The 13,838-nt window shown below is 43.4% G+C and carries 14 protein-coding genes and 1 tRNA gene; 10 read left to right on the plus strand and 5 right to left on the minus strand.

Translation table 11 applies throughout. The annotated features are described in order from the left end of the window. The first annotated feature begins 9 nt into the window (after positions 1-9). The 9 genes from gspG to Q8O20_RS09575 all read left to right on the plus strand — a co-directional run bounded on the left by gspG (position 10) and on the right by Q8O20_RS09575 (position 6,960). Positions 10-441 carry a type II secretion system major pseudopilin GspG gene (gene gspG / locus Q8O20_RS09535; RefSeq protein ID WP_305530970.1) on the plus strand — a complete coding sequence of 144 codons (432 nt, stop codon included), beginning with the start codon at positions 10-12 and terminating at the stop codon, positions 439-441. Continuing rightward, a complete protein-coding gene (locus tag Q8O20_RS09540; protein WP_305530971.1) occupies positions 441-992 on the plus strand; it encodes a prepilin-type N-terminal cleavage/methylation domain-containing protein in 552 nt (183 codons plus the stop codon). Before gspG ends, Q8O20_RS09540 begins: the two co-directional genes overlap by 1 nt. Continuing rightward, positions 979-1,368, plus strand: coding sequence for a type II secretion system protein J (locus Q8O20_RS09545; protein ID WP_305530972.1), 390 nt, complete (start codon positions 979-981; stop codon positions 1,366-1,368). Before Q8O20_RS09540 ends, Q8O20_RS09545 begins: the two co-directional genes overlap by 14 nt. Then, positions 1,365-1,868 carry a type II secretion system protein J gene (locus tag Q8O20_RS09550; protein WP_305530973.1) on the plus strand — a complete coding sequence of 168 codons (504 nt, stop codon included), beginning with the start codon at positions 1,365-1,367 and terminating at the stop codon, positions 1,866-1,868. The genes Q8O20_RS09545 and Q8O20_RS09550 overlap by 4 nt, the downstream gene beginning before the upstream one ends. A gap of 81 nt (positions 1,869-1,949) precedes the next feature. Then, complete coding sequence (locus Q8O20_RS09555) at positions 1,950-2,480, plus strand: outer membrane protein (RefSeq protein WP_305530974.1); 531 nt, start codon at positions 1,950-1,952, stop codon at positions 2,478-2,480. A 130-nt stretch (positions 2,481-2,610) separates the two neighbouring features. Further along, a complete protein-coding gene (selD, locus tag Q8O20_RS09560) occupies positions 2,611-3,654 on the plus strand; it encodes a selenide, water dikinase SelD (RefSeq protein ID WP_305531057.1) in 1,044 nt (347 codons plus the stop codon). Between the two features lie 128 nt (positions 3,655-3,782). Next, a complete protein-coding gene (locus Q8O20_RS09565; protein WP_305530975.1) occupies positions 3,783-5,003 on the plus strand; it encodes a ferritin-like domain-containing protein in 1,221 nt (406 codons plus the stop codon). Positions 5,004-5,013: 10 nt separating this feature from the next. Continuing rightward, positions 5,014-6,138 carry an acyl-CoA dehydrogenase family protein gene (locus Q8O20_RS09570; RefSeq protein WP_305530976.1) on the plus strand — a complete coding sequence of 375 codons (1,125 nt, stop codon included), beginning with the start codon at positions 5,014-5,016 and terminating at the stop codon, positions 6,136-6,138. Positions 6,139-6,153: 15 nt separating this feature from the next. Further along, positions 6,154-6,960 carry a phosphate/phosphite/phosphonate ABC transporter substrate-binding protein gene (locus Q8O20_RS09575; protein WP_305530977.1) on the plus strand — a complete coding sequence of 269 codons (807 nt, stop codon included), beginning with the start codon at positions 6,154-6,156 and terminating at the stop codon, positions 6,958-6,960. Here Q8O20_RS09575 and Q8O20_RS09580 read toward each other — a convergent pair. The 5 genes from Q8O20_RS09580 to selA form a co-directional block, all read right to left on the minus strand. Next, entirely contained in the window at positions 6,957-7,625 is a 669-nt protein-coding gene (locus Q8O20_RS09580; protein WP_305530978.1) for a response regulator, read from the minus strand. The two genes, Q8O20_RS09575 and Q8O20_RS09580, sit on opposite strands and share 4 nt — an antisense overlap. After that, positions 7,622-9,229 carry a sensor histidine kinase gene (locus tag Q8O20_RS09585; RefSeq protein WP_305530979.1) on the minus strand — a complete coding sequence of 536 codons (1,608 nt, stop codon included), beginning with the start codon at positions 9,227-9,229 and terminating at the stop codon, positions 7,622-7,624. Before Q8O20_RS09585 ends, Q8O20_RS09580 begins: the two co-directional genes overlap by 4 nt. Continuing rightward, the gene (locus tag Q8O20_RS09590) at positions 9,222-10,376 is read right to left on the minus strand and encodes an ABC transporter substrate-binding protein (RefSeq protein ID WP_305530980.1); all 1,155 of its coding nucleotides are present in this window, start codon (positions 10,374-10,376) and stop codon (positions 9,222-9,224) included. Before Q8O20_RS09590 ends, Q8O20_RS09585 begins: the two co-directional genes overlap by 8 nt. 80 nt (positions 10,377-10,456) lie before the next feature. Continuing rightward, on the minus strand, positions 10,457-12,289 hold the full coding sequence (selB, locus tag Q8O20_RS09595) for a selenocysteine-specific translation elongation factor (protein ID WP_305530981.1): 1,833 nt from the start codon (positions 12,287-12,289) through the stop codon (positions 10,457-10,459). After that, complete coding sequence (gene selA / locus Q8O20_RS09600; protein ID WP_305530982.1) at positions 12,286-13,638, minus strand: L-seryl-tRNA(Sec) selenium transferase; 1,353 nt, start codon at positions 13,636-13,638, stop codon at positions 12,286-12,288. The genes selB and selA overlap by 4 nt, the downstream gene beginning before the upstream one ends. A 65-nt stretch (positions 13,639-13,703) precedes the next feature. On the opposite strand from selA, the gene Q8O20_RS09605 reads away from it, so the two are divergent. Continuing rightward, positions 13,704-13,801 (plus strand) — tRNA-Sec (locus Q8O20_RS09605). Positions 13,802-13,838 lie beyond the last annotated feature (37 nt).

The following is a 13,838-nucleotide window of genomic DNA, read 5'->3' on the forward strand; positions in this document are numbered from 1 at the left end:
AACAATTAAATGAAATTAAAAAAAGTTAACAAAGGGTTCACGTTGATTGAGCTCATGGTCGTTATTATGATCCTTGGTCTTTTAGCCGCATTTGTCATTCCCAACATCACAGGAAAGAGCGGTGAAGCGAAACAAAAGCTAGTTTGCATACAGATGAAGAGTTTGAATGAGAGTCTGAAAATGTTCAAAATTGACAACGGAGAGTATCCGACAACCGAAGAGGGGTTAAGTGCACTCATCCTCAATCCAAACCCCGATACCTATACGTCGTATGCCTCTAGCGCTTATATCGAAGGGAAAAATCTCCCCAAAGATCCGTGGAATAAACCCTATTTGTATCTCAATGTCGAGGGTGCCGTTGAGCTGATCTCTTTAGGAAGCGATGGAAAAGAGGGGGGGAGCGAGGAAGAGAAAGATCACCTCCTCTCACAGTGTCGATAATGAAACCGCGGCGCAGTGGTATGAGCCTCTTTGAGCTGATCGTGGTGGTGATCATTGTCGGTGTTGTCTATTCTCTCGCCATTTTCAGCCTCAAAAAAGAGAAAGCGGTCCCCTCTATCATGAGTCTCTCCACTATTAAAACAACCCTTCTCTCCTTTTCGCAGCAAAGTGAGATCAGGATGGTGTGCGACCTCTCGTGCGAAGAGTGTCGCCTATTCGACCATGATGAAAAGGTGCTTACGACATTAACACTGGCATCGGATACTCCGGTATATCGTTACGGATTCAACCGTTTCGGTGAGTTGCAACGATGGGGTAACGCGGTTGTTTCCAGTGAGGGGAGATTGAGCGAAGGGTGTTTTGACGTAACCCTCTCTCCTGATGGGCTCATTACCCCGTTTATTTTAAAGAGTGAGAGTACCTATTATGTCTATACACCGCTGGGAGATGCCAAGCCTTATATTAGCACCAGTGAAGAGGCAGTGCGAAAATTTGTATTTGATGAATCGACCTATCCTCTAAGCGGAGATACATTTTATGGGGCACTCTAGGGGCTTTTCGTTGATTGAAACCTTGGTGGCGGTTGCTATCGCTTCGCTTGCGACTATGGCATTGATGCATGTCGTTTCGTACGCAACCGCGACCTCTGCAAATGCGTTGAAGCATTTTGATTCCTCTATTATGATGAGTTTGGCACTGGAGAGCATTGATAAACCCACTACGATGCGTATCAGCGACGCACTAAACAAACGTTATTCTATCGATCATCCCCTCATCCGTGACGCGCTTCAATCCGTGACGTATGAGATTCACCTCCAACCCCAAGAGAATATCTCCCTTCTTGATTCCATAGCCTTGCAAAAAGTGATCCTCAAAAGTTCTCAAGAGAATAGATCCTTTTTTCGTATCACCGCTCATACTAGATGAAACGCAACGCTTTTACCCTTATCGAATTGTTGGTCTCGATAGCTCTTTTTGGGTTGATAAGTGTTTTTATGTTCGGGGCAATTGACGAACTGCGAAAACAGCACACGTTTTTCCAAGAAAAAGAGGGAGTTATTTCAAAAAAAAATCAGATTCTTTCGCTGCTGCGGCATGATCTCACTCTCGCACCTTCGGTGAGTGTTCGTGCTAGCAGTAGCCGTGATTTTGACACGGTTACGATTCTCAGATCGGATCAATCTTTATACGGAACCGATCGCCCTTATGTCGTATGGCTCATCCTTAAATCGGAGAATACGCTTCTTCGGCTCGAATCGCTCGCTCCTATAACGCTACCGATTAAACCTGAAGCCCTCTATCGTATTCACAGTGATCAGATTGAAAAAAATTGCGAACAGTTTCGTATTTACGATTCTTTGCACCATCGACTCATCTATGTGAAATTTGCCGATCAATCACCGCTTATTCTTGAAGTAATGAAGTAGAAAAGTATTATATTATTATTTCATTGTTTTGGTTAAGTATTGTTAGTGTATAGTGGAGTAAAATCAATACAAAGTGAAAACATGAAAAAGTTACTTTTGCTAGCAGTATTCGCAAGTGCTCTAATATCGGCTGAAAAAGGGTGGTATGTCGGTATAGACGGTTATAAAACACGTTCCAATATAACGGTATCCAATGGTGGCGTAAGTGAAAAACAAAACCTGAAACGTAACTCCAAAACATTAAAAGCAGGATATTACGTCTCTCAACAAGGTCGTGCCAATATCTATTACCAGCGCAGTGACACGATGGACGACACCAACGGATATTTATTCGGTATGGGTTACGACTATCTTATCGGAAGCTATCCGTTGAAACCCTATTTTGGAGTGCTGTTGGGGTATTCGAAATATTCCCAACCTGATTTAACAATGGATGGGGGATTTATTGGAGCGAATATGGGAATAAATTATGCGTTTGGAGAAAATTTTTCGGTGGAGGGGGGGTATCGGTATATGCGCTCCAATGCCAGCGGTGATTTTAGCTCCTCAGCCTCAAAAGCAAAAGTCGATGCTTTAAAAAATTGGTATGTGGGTGCTAACTATAAGTTCTAATTCTCAAGCGACATTTTGATAGATTTAAATCATTATAAGTAAATAAATATTTTACTTTTTCAGTCTAAATTCAATTTTAACCATTACAATTCTTGAATAAGTAATAAAAAGAATAGGGAATTGTATGATGATGAATACCGATGCTAAACTCACAAAATTTGTCCGTGCTTCAGGGTGTGCCGCCAAGCTTTCACCCGGATCTTTAGCGGAATCGACATGTCACATCCAATCGTTTCACAAAGACTTGATTGTCGGTTTTGAAGGAAATGAAGATGCGGGAGTCTATAAAATCAATGATGATTTGGCTATTGTCCAGACCGTTGATTTTATTACTCCTGTTGTGGATGATCCCTATATCTATGGGCAAATCGCCGCTGCGAATTCACTCAGTGATGTATTTGCGATGGGAGCAGATGCCAAAACGGCGCTCAATGTGGTTGGGTTTGACTCTAAAAATCACTCTCCTGAAATTCTCTCCGAAATTATGCGTGGTGGACAGGATAAAGCGACGGAATGCGGAGCCGTTATTGTCGGGGGACATACGATTCAAACACCTGAAATGGTCTATGGACTCTCATGTACGGGATTTGTCCATCCGCAAAAAGTACTGCGCAATAATACCCCGAAGATCGGTGATGTCTTGATTTTGACCAAACCTCTGGGGATGGGAATCTTGATTACGGCGATAAAAGCCGATCTTCTTGATCCGGTACTTGCTATGAAAGTAGCCGAGAATCTCCGAACTCTGAACTATAAAGCCTCATTGATCGCCAGAGAGTCCCATGCTTCGGCGTGTACGGATGTAACGGGATTCGGTTTTATGGGGCACATGCGGGAGATGAGTGCGGGAAATGTGACGATGCGGGTTGATCTTGCTAAGGTTCCTTATTTTCCCGAAGCGATTGAAATTGCCTCTATGGGAATTATCCCCGCAGGTTCGCATGCTAACCGTGATTACAATAAACCGCATGTCTATTTAGCCTCGTCGATTGAATTTGAGCGGGAAATGATTTTGTTTGATGCACAGACATCGGGTGGGTTGTTAGTAAGTGTACCTCAGGAATTTGCACAACAAATGGTAGAAAAATGCATCGATTCAGGTTTAAATGCCGCTATTGTCGGTGATGTTGTAGCCTATGAGGGGTATGATATTGTAGTCACCGATAGTAATTAAGTCTACTGTAAAGATAAAAAAGTTAAAATATTTTTAACTTAATTTTTGGCGCTATAAGGTCTAAGGCTTAGACAAACAACAGCCGTCGCTTTGATCATGCTGTTGTTCCTGCCTCTATCGGAGACGTTATGGAACGACAAGACCTCTTTTTAATGAACACGTATGTCGCAGAATATACGATACGTTCTTCTTCCCTCACTCAGGCTTGGCTTTTGCGCCTTAATGCACTTCTTCCGACACTTCGGATGGGGGAACTCTTTAAAGTTACCGTTCTCCAGCGCTCCGTCTCTTTTGAATTTGAAGGGTGGGTACAGGTCAATCGATGCTCTTTAGTAGCCACCAGTTCCGATCTTGAAGGTTTCTCGTATCTCGTGAGAAAAGATTTTGAATCGCATACCCTATCGGATGAACACGGATTTGACGGTCGGAGCGAACCGACGCTTGATGTCGCGCCGAAACTTTTTGGTTTAATGCCCCGCGGTGCCCATATCGAGAACTCTTCTCCTCTGTATCCTTTTGAACTGAGCGAAAAAGAGTTTCTTTGGGCGAAAAATGTCACACGGCTTTATGAAGAAGCGAAGCAGAATCAATGGAGTGCCGATATCGATATCGATTGGGCGGCGATTCCCGATCTTGATCCTGTGATTGAAACGGCGATATGTCAGGTGATGACCTATTTAGCGGAAAATGAGTTCTCTGCTTTGTATATTCCCGGAAAATTTTTGTCCAAGATTTCCCCCTATTATATGGAATTGGTGATGTTTTTGGGAACGATCATTTATGATGAAGCGCGTCATATCGAAGCGTTTTCACGCCGTGCCAATGCAAAAAAAATAGGACTGCAATACTCGACGACCGCAACACAGCGTTCCCTCTACTCTCTTTTTATCGAAAAAGACTATTTCAAAACCTCGTTTTTACTTCATGTATTGGGAGAGGGGACCTTTTTGGATCTGCTCGATTTTCTGATCAAATACGCACCCGATCCGGTCACGAAAAAAATTGTCACCCTTGCCAAAAAAGATGAACAGCGTCATGTCAATTACGGATTGGTACATGTCAAAGCACTTGTCCAAGCCAATCCTAAAAGAATAGCGTACCTGAAAGAGGCGGTAGATAGTCGAAAAGTGTATTTGGATGAGATGAATCAAGATAATGAACTTTTGCTCTCCTCTTTAGCCATTTTAGCCGGAGGAAGTGATGAAGAGGGGTATGCTCTCGGCTATGAGCGGGTGCAGCAACTTAAAAAAAGGATGGGAGAAAACCGAGTGCGCCGCATGATTGAATGCGGATTTGATGAAGAAACAGCCAAAGAGATATCCATGTCTCACACCGCGAATTTTATGTAAGGACAAATGAATGGGATTATTTGAAGAAGTGAGCACTTTTGCACAATGTCATGTCGCGCCGTATACGGTGCAAGTCGATAGAGAAGGTGTATTTCCGAAAGAAGCCTATGCGGCTCTTAAAAAAGAGGGGTATACGGGATTGCTGGTCCCCAAGGAGTACGGCGGAGGCTCTGGGAGTATTGTCGATCACGTCGAAACATGTATGGCTCTGGGAAGTGTCTGTGCAACGACCGCACTGTGTTACATGATGCATAACGTTGCGACAATGTCCATTGTTGCTTTCGGAACATCGGAACAAAAAGAGTTTTATCTGCCGAAAATCGCTTCAGGTGAGTTGGCTTTGGCCCTTGCTTTTAGTGAAACAGGGACGGGAACCCATTTTTACAATCCCGAAATTAAAGCGGTAAAAACGGAGAACGGATATCTTCTCAACGGTAAAAAAAGCTTTGTGACCTCGGCGCATCATGCCGATTATTATCTTGTTTTAGCCGCAAATCCCGAAGGAGAAGGGCTGAGCGTTTTCGCAACTCCCAATACGATGGAAGGGATGCGTCATGACGATAGTGCTTGGGACGGATTAGGGATGCGAGGAAATGCCAGTGTCCCTGTCTATTATGAGAATGTGCCCGTCTGCGACGATCATCTCATAGGGGCTCACGGAGACGGAGTCGGAATCGTCTTTAATGTGGTTGCTCCGTTCTTTATTCTGGGGCTTGCATCGGTCTATACTGGATTGTCGCTTGCGGCAAGTGCATGCGTAATCGATCATGCGGCGTCACGCACGTATACGGACGGCTCGACCCTCTCACAAATCGAAACCGTACAGCTGCATATTGCTTCTATATTCTCTTCGGCCAGTGCTTCCAAAGCGTTAACGCTCAATGCGGCACAAGCCGCGCTGGAAGGACGAAGCGATGCTCTGGCGTTGATTATATCGGCTCGATTGGAAGCGAGTACCAATGCGGTGGACGTATGCAGCCGTGCAATGAAAATCGGAGGAGGGCACGCATACAGCAAACGGCTTCCGCTTGAGCGCTATTTGAGAGATGCGTATGCCGCTGCAATCATGGCTCCCTCAACCGATGTCCTCAGCGTATGGCTCGGTAAAGCGTTAACCGGACAACAAATACCCTAAATAAAAGGAATTAACATGGCATCATTAATGGTAGGTGTGGTCGCGTATGACCCGAAAGTAGTCCTCATTTGGGAGATCATCCGTGATTATGCCAAAGAGAAAAAGTTTGATCTCGATTATGTATTGTTTTCCAATTATGAGACACAGGTACAGGCGCTATTGGATAAAAAAGTGGACTTGGCATGGAATACGAATGTCGCGTGGCTTCGGACGAAAAAACGTGCTCCGTTTGCGGAAGCACTCTTGATGCGCGATAGCGATGTCGATTTTACCTCGATGTTTATCGCCCATGAAGATTCCAATATCCAAACATTGGAAGATTTGAAAAATAAACGGGTCTGTTTCGGCAGTGGTGACTCGGCACAGGCGTTTATCCTCCCAGCGTATTATTTAAAAGAGCAAGGGTTAGAGCCTAATCGCGATTATACGATGAATCGTGTGGACAGTGATTTAGGGAAACACGGCGATACCGGACGAAGCGAATACGATATTTTGGAAAAACTCAAAAATAACGAATATGACGCTATCGCCCTTGCCACATCGACATGGATGCGGATGATCGAGCTGGGACTGAGCGGTTCGTCGCTCAGACCGTTTTACAAAAGTCGAGGGTATTCGCATTGCAATTTCACCAACATTACCCCTAACGTATCTTATGTCAATGAATTTGTCGAATTTATGCTGGGGATGGATACTCAGCGCAGCGACATCACCAAAATGATGGAGATGGAAGCTTTGTCCAAATGGGTGAAAACGGGAGAGTATGAGCTACAAGGGTATAATGAGCTTGAGCAGGCAATGGAGTGGTTGAATCTGTTTTAAGATGCAATCCCACTTTTCTCACTGTTTGATGAGGCATTTACGCGGTAGATTTTATTTTTAAGCTTGGTGACAATACCGACCTCAATCAACTGTCTAAACGTTGAAACAACGGTCGGTTTACTGACGTTGAGCGCCGCCATAATATCTTCATAGGAGCCGTAAAAGACATTTTCTGCGTCGACATGCTCGAAGAGATAGCGGATAATCTCTATTTTTTTCCCTCCGACAAACGCCCCGATCCCCTCAAGCATCCGGTCTTTGAGCCATAATTCATCTTCTTTCGCTTTCAGGGCAATCGATTTATCGATCAATTCGAGCATTTCATCTGCCATAATCGGTTTAAGCAGATACCCGTCAACACGGAGTTTGATTGCATCAAGAAGATAGTTTGTTTCCGAATGGGCTGTTGTGATAATAACGGCAGCCAGCGGAATATTTCGTTTTTTTATTTCGGAGATGAGCGCTATTCCATTCATATTCGGCATTAAGATATCGGTAATAACAATATCGATTTTGTGGTTGGAAAGTTGCTCTAGCGCAGTGATTCCATCGGTTGCCGTATAGACTTTGGCCACAAAGTCTTCTAAAATAAATGACATTTGATTTAAAATAGGTACTTCATCGTCGACGATTAGGACACTGTATTTACTAAGTGCGTGGTTCATGTTTTACTCTCAATCTCGAATAGGGGTATAGTGATTTTAAAAGAAGCACAATTATAATAGGTTTCATTAAAAAGCAATCTGATATTTCTCGCACTGATAATACCCTGAAACTGGTCCGCTATGATTTTTTGCGTCATATACAATCCGATTCCGGTTCCGGCTGATTGATGTTTTGTCGTAAAATAGGGTTCGAATATTCTTTTAAGGACGGAGGGGGAAATACCCCCTCCATTGTCAATGATGCGGATAATCAAGAGTGACTTTTCCGGTTTATGGGTGATATGGATTCGTATAATTTTGAGTTTGTTGGGTGAGTTTAATAATGCGTCTTTTGCATTATTGAGCAGATTGATAATGATTTGGGAGAAATCGTTCGGATAGCCTGAAATCATGATCTCCGCTTTAGTATTGATTTCAACACTAATATTCGCATGATGTAATATCCCCTCAATCAAGCTAACCGTATGGCGAATCGTCTCGAGGAGGGGGAAAACGGTTTTGGCTTTATTCGGCTTAAAGTAGTTTTGGAAACTCTCTATCGTATCGGACATGGTGTTTGCGATACGAAGACCTTCGGTGACTTGGGAATCGATAAACTCCGGCGTCAATTTATTACTGCGGCTTTTGAGTCGGAATGTTTGTATCAGGATGGTTAATGCGTTTAGCGGCTGTCTCCACTGATGGGCAATATTAGAGATCATCTCTCCCATTGACGCTAATTTAGCCTGCTGGTGAAGCATCTCGTCTTTTAGACGGCTTTGGCGAATCTCATGAACGATACGAAGTTCAAGGGAAGTGTTCAGATCGATAAGTTCTTTGGTTTTCTCGCGTACTCGCGCTTCCAAGGATTGGTGTAATGTTTTTATATGTTCTAATATGAAGTATGCCAAAAAGACAGAAAATCCTAAAACAAGAAACATCATGACAAAAATGATCCAAGAAGTCGCTCCGAATAGACGATCCGTTTTCTCTTTTTCATAGATTGAACATTGCAGATGAAAGGCCGTGAGCTGTTCTAAATAAATGTTCGTCGTATCTAAAATCGGGTAGAGATCGCTTTTGATAAGTGCATCGGCCTGCGGACGTTGATTATTTTTGTAAAGGAGCGTTATCGTATCGATGGTTTTTAAGAGACGATGGATGTTGAGGTCCGCTTTCGCATAGATTTCGTCTTCATCGATCATAATAGTGTTGGGAATAGGAGAAAGAAATGTGGATAGTATCGTTTCATCCATCGTATCAAAAAAATTGGTTTGTAGGTCGTGTCGTGACAAAGAGTATTCATTCCAACGCAAATCGAGATTTTTTTTAAGGATATTGAGGACTTCATAGGTCTTCTCAACATCGGTGTGGTTATCGATGATGTCTCGGTAGGTATTGAGTATGTTGAGGGAATGAACGTCTTTGATCGTCTGGAGGCGGGCGATTGAGAGGGTGCGCAGATGAAAGGAATTATCGAAGCTGTTTTTCATTCCATACAGGGTCAATGTCGCGATGAATCCGATGATCAAAATTCCTAATGCGGTAACAGCGATCAATATTCGAGTCTTCATCCCCAATGAAAGTTGATAAAAGACATTCAAAAAACGGCACTGTTTACTCATCGACATCACCTCCGGTTTCGGAGTTTAACGGTAAAAGGTAGACATTTTGCAGTCCTTGATGTTGTCTCTTGCTATAACGGATCATTTGTCGATCAACAAGAGAAAATTCAAGTTTCGAGAGGGCACGTTCAAATGAAGAGCGTGATACCGTTGAGGAGTTGCTCAGTGCTTTAAGTATGACTTGGGATGCTAGATATCCCTCAAATGATATGGATGTCGGTTCTTTTGAGGGATAATAGTGCTTATAAAGACGTTTGAAAAGGGCAATTTCAGGGAGATTTTTACTCAAGGGAGGGACGGTTTGAGTCATGTACATCGGCACATTCTTCAAATTTTCCGACAGTAGCGCTTTGCGGAGAGGTTCATAGCCGACAAAAGAATAGGTGTAAAAGGTAAGATTCGGGTTAAACTGTGCCGTTTTTCGGATAAACTCGACGGTCGGCTTTAAGGCACCACCGATTACAACGGCATCTGGATGTGCTTTGGTAATCTCATTAAATGCATAATGGATGGAGAGGGTATTACGATTGTAGACCCCCTCGGCAATTACTTTAATGGATGTAGGACGAACTGCTTCTTGCAGGGCGTATAATGATGCAAGGCCATAGCTATCGTTTTGATAAAAAATTGCAATTTTTTGAATATTTTCTCTTTGCATATGATGAACCATTCGACGTGCTTCATCAGCATAGCTCGGACGGAGAGTAAAGAGATGCTCATAAGGGTAGTTATATAAAAACTCGGCACCGCTGAGAGGCATTAAAAAAGGGATTTGCATTCTGGCCGTAATTTTGAGTGCCTCTTCCGAGGGGGGAGTCCCGACAACCCCTATAATCCCGAATAAATCAGGATCTTTCATTAAAGAAATAATATTTTTCCTCGTGATGAAAGGCTCGTATTGATCATCCAGTACACGTAGCTTGACGTGGCGATTTTGTATTCCGCCGGCATCATTGAATGCCTTAAATCCGCACACTATTCCATTCGTATAATCGATGCCGTTTTCTTGCAATGGACCCGAAAGTGCGGCACTGCTACCAAACACGATGTCGTTTTTATTTTCGCGTTCAAAAGGGAATAGAAAATAGAGTACGATCAGTGTGATGAGAAGCAATAGGAGAGATATGGGTTTAACATTTTTTTGCATCATCACACTTTAAGAATAAAAATAAAAAAATAGTTTACTTTATATTCGATAAATTTGGTTTAAAATAGGATAGTTTTCAATCATGCCGTCTTCAAAGATCGGCGAGTACCCTCGCATTGTATATCTTCAAATCGGTCAAGATACTCGAGATAGGCTATCAAATACTTTCGGCTTAGAGCTGTTTTCGCTTTAGCCAGCTCTATATCGACATATCCATATTCGCTAATCACTCCGCGCAGATACTGCATAGTGCGAGATAGGTGAGGTGCGCTGATAAAAAGGTTATGCGCCAATCGGATCACTTTTCCGGCACTGCAGAGCCGTTTCATAGTCTCATCTCCGTGAATACGATCAAGATCGAGACTCTCATAAATCACATACGGTGCCTGAGGTGCCCACTCCTGTGTCTCTAAAATACCATAGAGAGACTCTTCCATATACTGCGGCATATCTTCAATATCACAATGGATACTGCGGTATAACCCCTCACTGAAGATAAGCTCATCATTCGATTCGAGCTGAGTGAGGACTTCTTGGCAAAGATTGGCAGATGCCCAAGTAAACCGTAAATGGAGTGAGTTTTTAGAGAGGAGGGCACGTCTGTTTTTTTTATAAATCGCTCGAACATACTCTTTAAGCATCTCTAACGTGCTAGAGGGGTAGAGTACTTTTTCATCATGATCGAGGTAAGAATTTGCAACTCCCATTGCTAATTCAAGCGCAGATGCATGATCCATCCCGAAACGCTGATAGGCTCCGATCAAACCGAAACCTTTCTTATGAATCTCCATCAGCATAGCAAACGCTTCGGAGAGTTTTTTCTGCTGTAGTAAAAGAAGAAATTCATTTTTTTGTTTTCGTTTCATAGGATCGGCTATCGGATTAAGAACTTCCCCTCCGCCGAGTGTCCCTTGCGCATCACGCAGAATGAATTTTTCACGATACAAGGCGTAAATAGGAGTCGTACTTTCAAAAATGGCAATAGCGTAAGAGTCATGTTCGGAGATAATTTTTAATATGACGTTGTGGCGGGCTGAACCTATGTAGAGCGTCGCTTCACTTTGATGTTTCAGGCTAACCCCTTTGAGGGGAGTGATCATGACGTCAATCTGCATGAAGCCGCGGAGAAAATTAGGGGTACAGAGGATATCTCCCCGTTTAAGATCATGCGATTTTACTCCGGAGAGGTTAAGGGCTATACGCTCATTCGGAAGGGCTGTGGGAACATGGTGCAATCCCGAATGGATCGTTCTGACAATCGCTGAAGTTTTGAGTCGCGGGATCGTGATTTTATCTTTGGTTTTTAACGACCCGCCTAAAACGGTTCCGGTGACAATAGTTCCATAACCGTCTTTGGAAAAACTACGATCTATATAATAACGAAAATAAGGCTCTTGCGGACGTTGAGGTAAATCATACGTGAAGAGTTTATGTTTGAGCTGTTCATAGGATGAGGGATCATGTCGTCCGACATGGGCAGAAAACAGGCTCTCCAAACCGATTTTTTCGATGAGGTTTAAAATATCTTTTTCGACGATTGCCGCAACGCGGGATTCTACCAGATCACATTTGGTTAGAACCAAAATAACACTTTTAACGCCGGCGAGATGAGCCAGTTCGAGATGCTCAATACTTTGTTTGCAAATCCCTTCATTAGCCGCGACAATCAGTAGAAGAACGTCGAAACCGAAAACCCCAGCCAAATAGTGTTTGACAAATTTTTCATGCCCGGGAACATCGACTAAAAATATCCGTTTTTCCTCTTCATCCATCAGGGTAAAGCTGAGATCCATCGTCAAACCGCGCCGTTTTTCTTCGCTGGTCTGATCCCCGTCAAAACCGTTTAGTGCACGAATAAGGGATGTTTTTCCGTGATCGACATGTCCGGCGAGACCGACTATAGAGGTTTTCATGGACGCTCCTTCAAAACGGTATTTAAAATCGTCATGACGTGTGAGAGCTCATCATCATCGATACTGCGTAAGTCGAGAAGAACCTTATCTTTTTCGATTCGGGCAATGAGACCTTGGTCACGGAGTGCTTTGATTAACCGTTCGGCATTTTTAGGATGATCTTCGATAATCAAGGCGAGACTCTCTAGCAAATGCTGCGGAAGTGATCCCCCTCCTGCATAGGTGGATGTTTTGCCTATAGAAAGTTTATGTGGGTACTCAATACCTGAGAGGATAGCATCAGATTGTATTTGCATCTCACTAAGTGTTTTAGATAAGAGTTTATGGGTTTTGATCGCTTGAGGCCCTTTTTGGATATAACGTGTCAGAGTTTTTTCCAATACGGCCATCGTGAGTTTATCCACTCGAAGCATCCGCAAGAGTTGATTTTTTTTGATGGCATCAATCAACTCTTTTTTTCCGGCGATGATTCCGGCTTGAACGGAGCCCAGCAGCTTGTCTCCGCTGAAACTGACCAGAGAAGGGGCATGTTCAAACAACGATTTTGCGCACACTTCATTTCCAAGATAAGGAGCCTCAAAAAGATTCAAACTGCCGGCATCATAGTAGTCGATTACATTATGGGACTGAGCAATCGGTATCAGCTCTTCAAACGCTACCTCATGGGTAAAACCGACAACGGAGAAATTGGAGCGGTGAACCTTCATCATAATGGCACTTTGCGGAGTGATCGCCGCCGTGTAATCGGAGGCTTTGGTTTTGTTGGTTGTCCCTATCTCTTTGAGTAGGGTACCGCTCTCTCTCATCACATCGGGAATTCTAAAGGAACCGCCGATCTCTACCAGCTCTCCTCGCGATACGATCGTCTCTTTTCCTTTGGCGAAGGTATTAAGGATCAAAAAGACGGCTGCCGCATTGTTGTTGACGACGATGGCATCTTCGCACCCCAGTAGAAATGAGAGTTTTTTAGTCAAATGTCCGTAGCGTTCCCCCCGTTTTCCGCTATCAATATCAAATTCAAGATTGCAGTAGCTCCCGATGCTCTCCTGCATTTCATCAAGTATTGATTTTTCGATGGGGCTTCGCCCGAGATTGGTATGCAAAACTATCCCTGTCGCGTTGATGAGAGGAATCAATGAATCATGACACAGCGTATCCAGTCGTGATAAGACTATTTGTACCAAAACGGACTCATCGGTACCGTTTTCGATATCGATTTTACCGTGACGAATCTCTTCAAAGAGTTGACGAGCCAAGAAGGTTAGTGTTTGGCGATTCAGGCTGATAAACTCAGTTCGATCCAAAAATCTTCCCAGTTGAGGGATGGCAGGTCTGCTATGGGTCTCCATCGTAGTGCTCCGATACAGGTTAAAAAATATTTAACTTTTATTTAGCTAGAATGGTATTTCGAGATGGGAGGTATGTGACCCTGGTGGGCACCATGGACTTCAAACCCATTGTTCGGGCAGGTGTCTGTTCGAAGGAAGGTTCAATTCCTTCACCTTCTCGCCAACTCCTCTTTTTTCTCTACATCTATTCCGCAAAATCA

Origin of the sequence: Sulfuricurvum sp. (assembly GCF_030691015.1) — a bacterium.
In the GTDB taxonomy this organism is placed as follows: domain Bacteria; phylum Campylobacterota; class Campylobacteria; order Campylobacterales; family Sulfurimonadaceae; genus Sulfuricurvum.

Excerpts from the sequence above, each read along its gene's own strand:
- gspG (WP_305530970.1), top strand. The coding sequence starts at position 10 with ATGAAATTAAAAAAAGTTAACAAAGGGTTCACGTTGATTGAGCTCATG.
- Q8O20_RS09540 (WP_305530971.1), top strand. The coding sequence starts at position 441 with ATGAAACCGCGGCGCAGTGGTATGAGCCTCTTTGAGCTGATCGTGGTG.
- Q8O20_RS09545 (WP_305530972.1), top strand. The coding sequence starts at position 979 with ATGGGGCACTCTAGGGGCTTTTCGTTGATTGAAACCTTGGTGGCGGTT.
- Q8O20_RS09550 (WP_305530973.1), top strand. The coding sequence starts at position 1,365 with ATGAAACGCAACGCTTTTACCCTTATCGAATTGTTGGTCTCGATAGCT.
- Q8O20_RS09555 (WP_305530974.1), top strand. The coding sequence starts at position 1,950 with ATGAAAAAGTTACTTTTGCTAGCAGTATTCGCAAGTGCTCTAATATCG.
- selD (WP_305531057.1), top strand. The coding sequence starts at position 2,611 with ATGAATACCGATGCTAAACTCACAAAATTTGTCCGTGCTTCAGGGTGT.
- Q8O20_RS09565 (WP_305530975.1), top strand. The coding sequence starts at position 3,783 with ATGGAACGACAAGACCTCTTTTTAATGAACACGTATGTCGCAGAATAT.
- Q8O20_RS09570 (WP_305530976.1), top strand. The coding sequence starts at position 5,014 with ATGGGATTATTTGAAGAAGTGAGCACTTTTGCACAATGTCATGTCGCG.
- Q8O20_RS09575 (WP_305530977.1), top strand. The coding sequence starts at position 6,154 with ATGGCATCATTAATGGTAGGTGTGGTCGCGTATGACCCGAAAGTAGTC.
- Q8O20_RS09580 (WP_305530978.1), bottom strand. The coding sequence starts at position 7,625 with ATGAACCACGCACTTAGTAAATACAGTGTCCTAATCGTCGACGATGAA.
- Q8O20_RS09585 (WP_305530979.1), bottom strand. The coding sequence starts at position 9,229 with ATGAGTAAACAGTGCCGTTTTTTGAATGTCTTTTATCAACTTTCATTG.
- Q8O20_RS09590 (WP_305530980.1), bottom strand. The coding sequence starts at position 10,376 with ATGCAAAAAAATGTTAAACCCATATCTCTCCTATTGCTTCTCATCACA.
- selB (WP_305530981.1), bottom strand. The coding sequence starts at position 12,289 with ATGAAAACCTCTATAGTCGGTCTCGCCGGACATGTCGATCACGGAAAA.
- selA (WP_305530982.1), bottom strand. The coding sequence starts at position 13,638 with ATGGAGACCCATAGCAGACCTGCCATCCCTCAACTGGGAAGATTTTTG.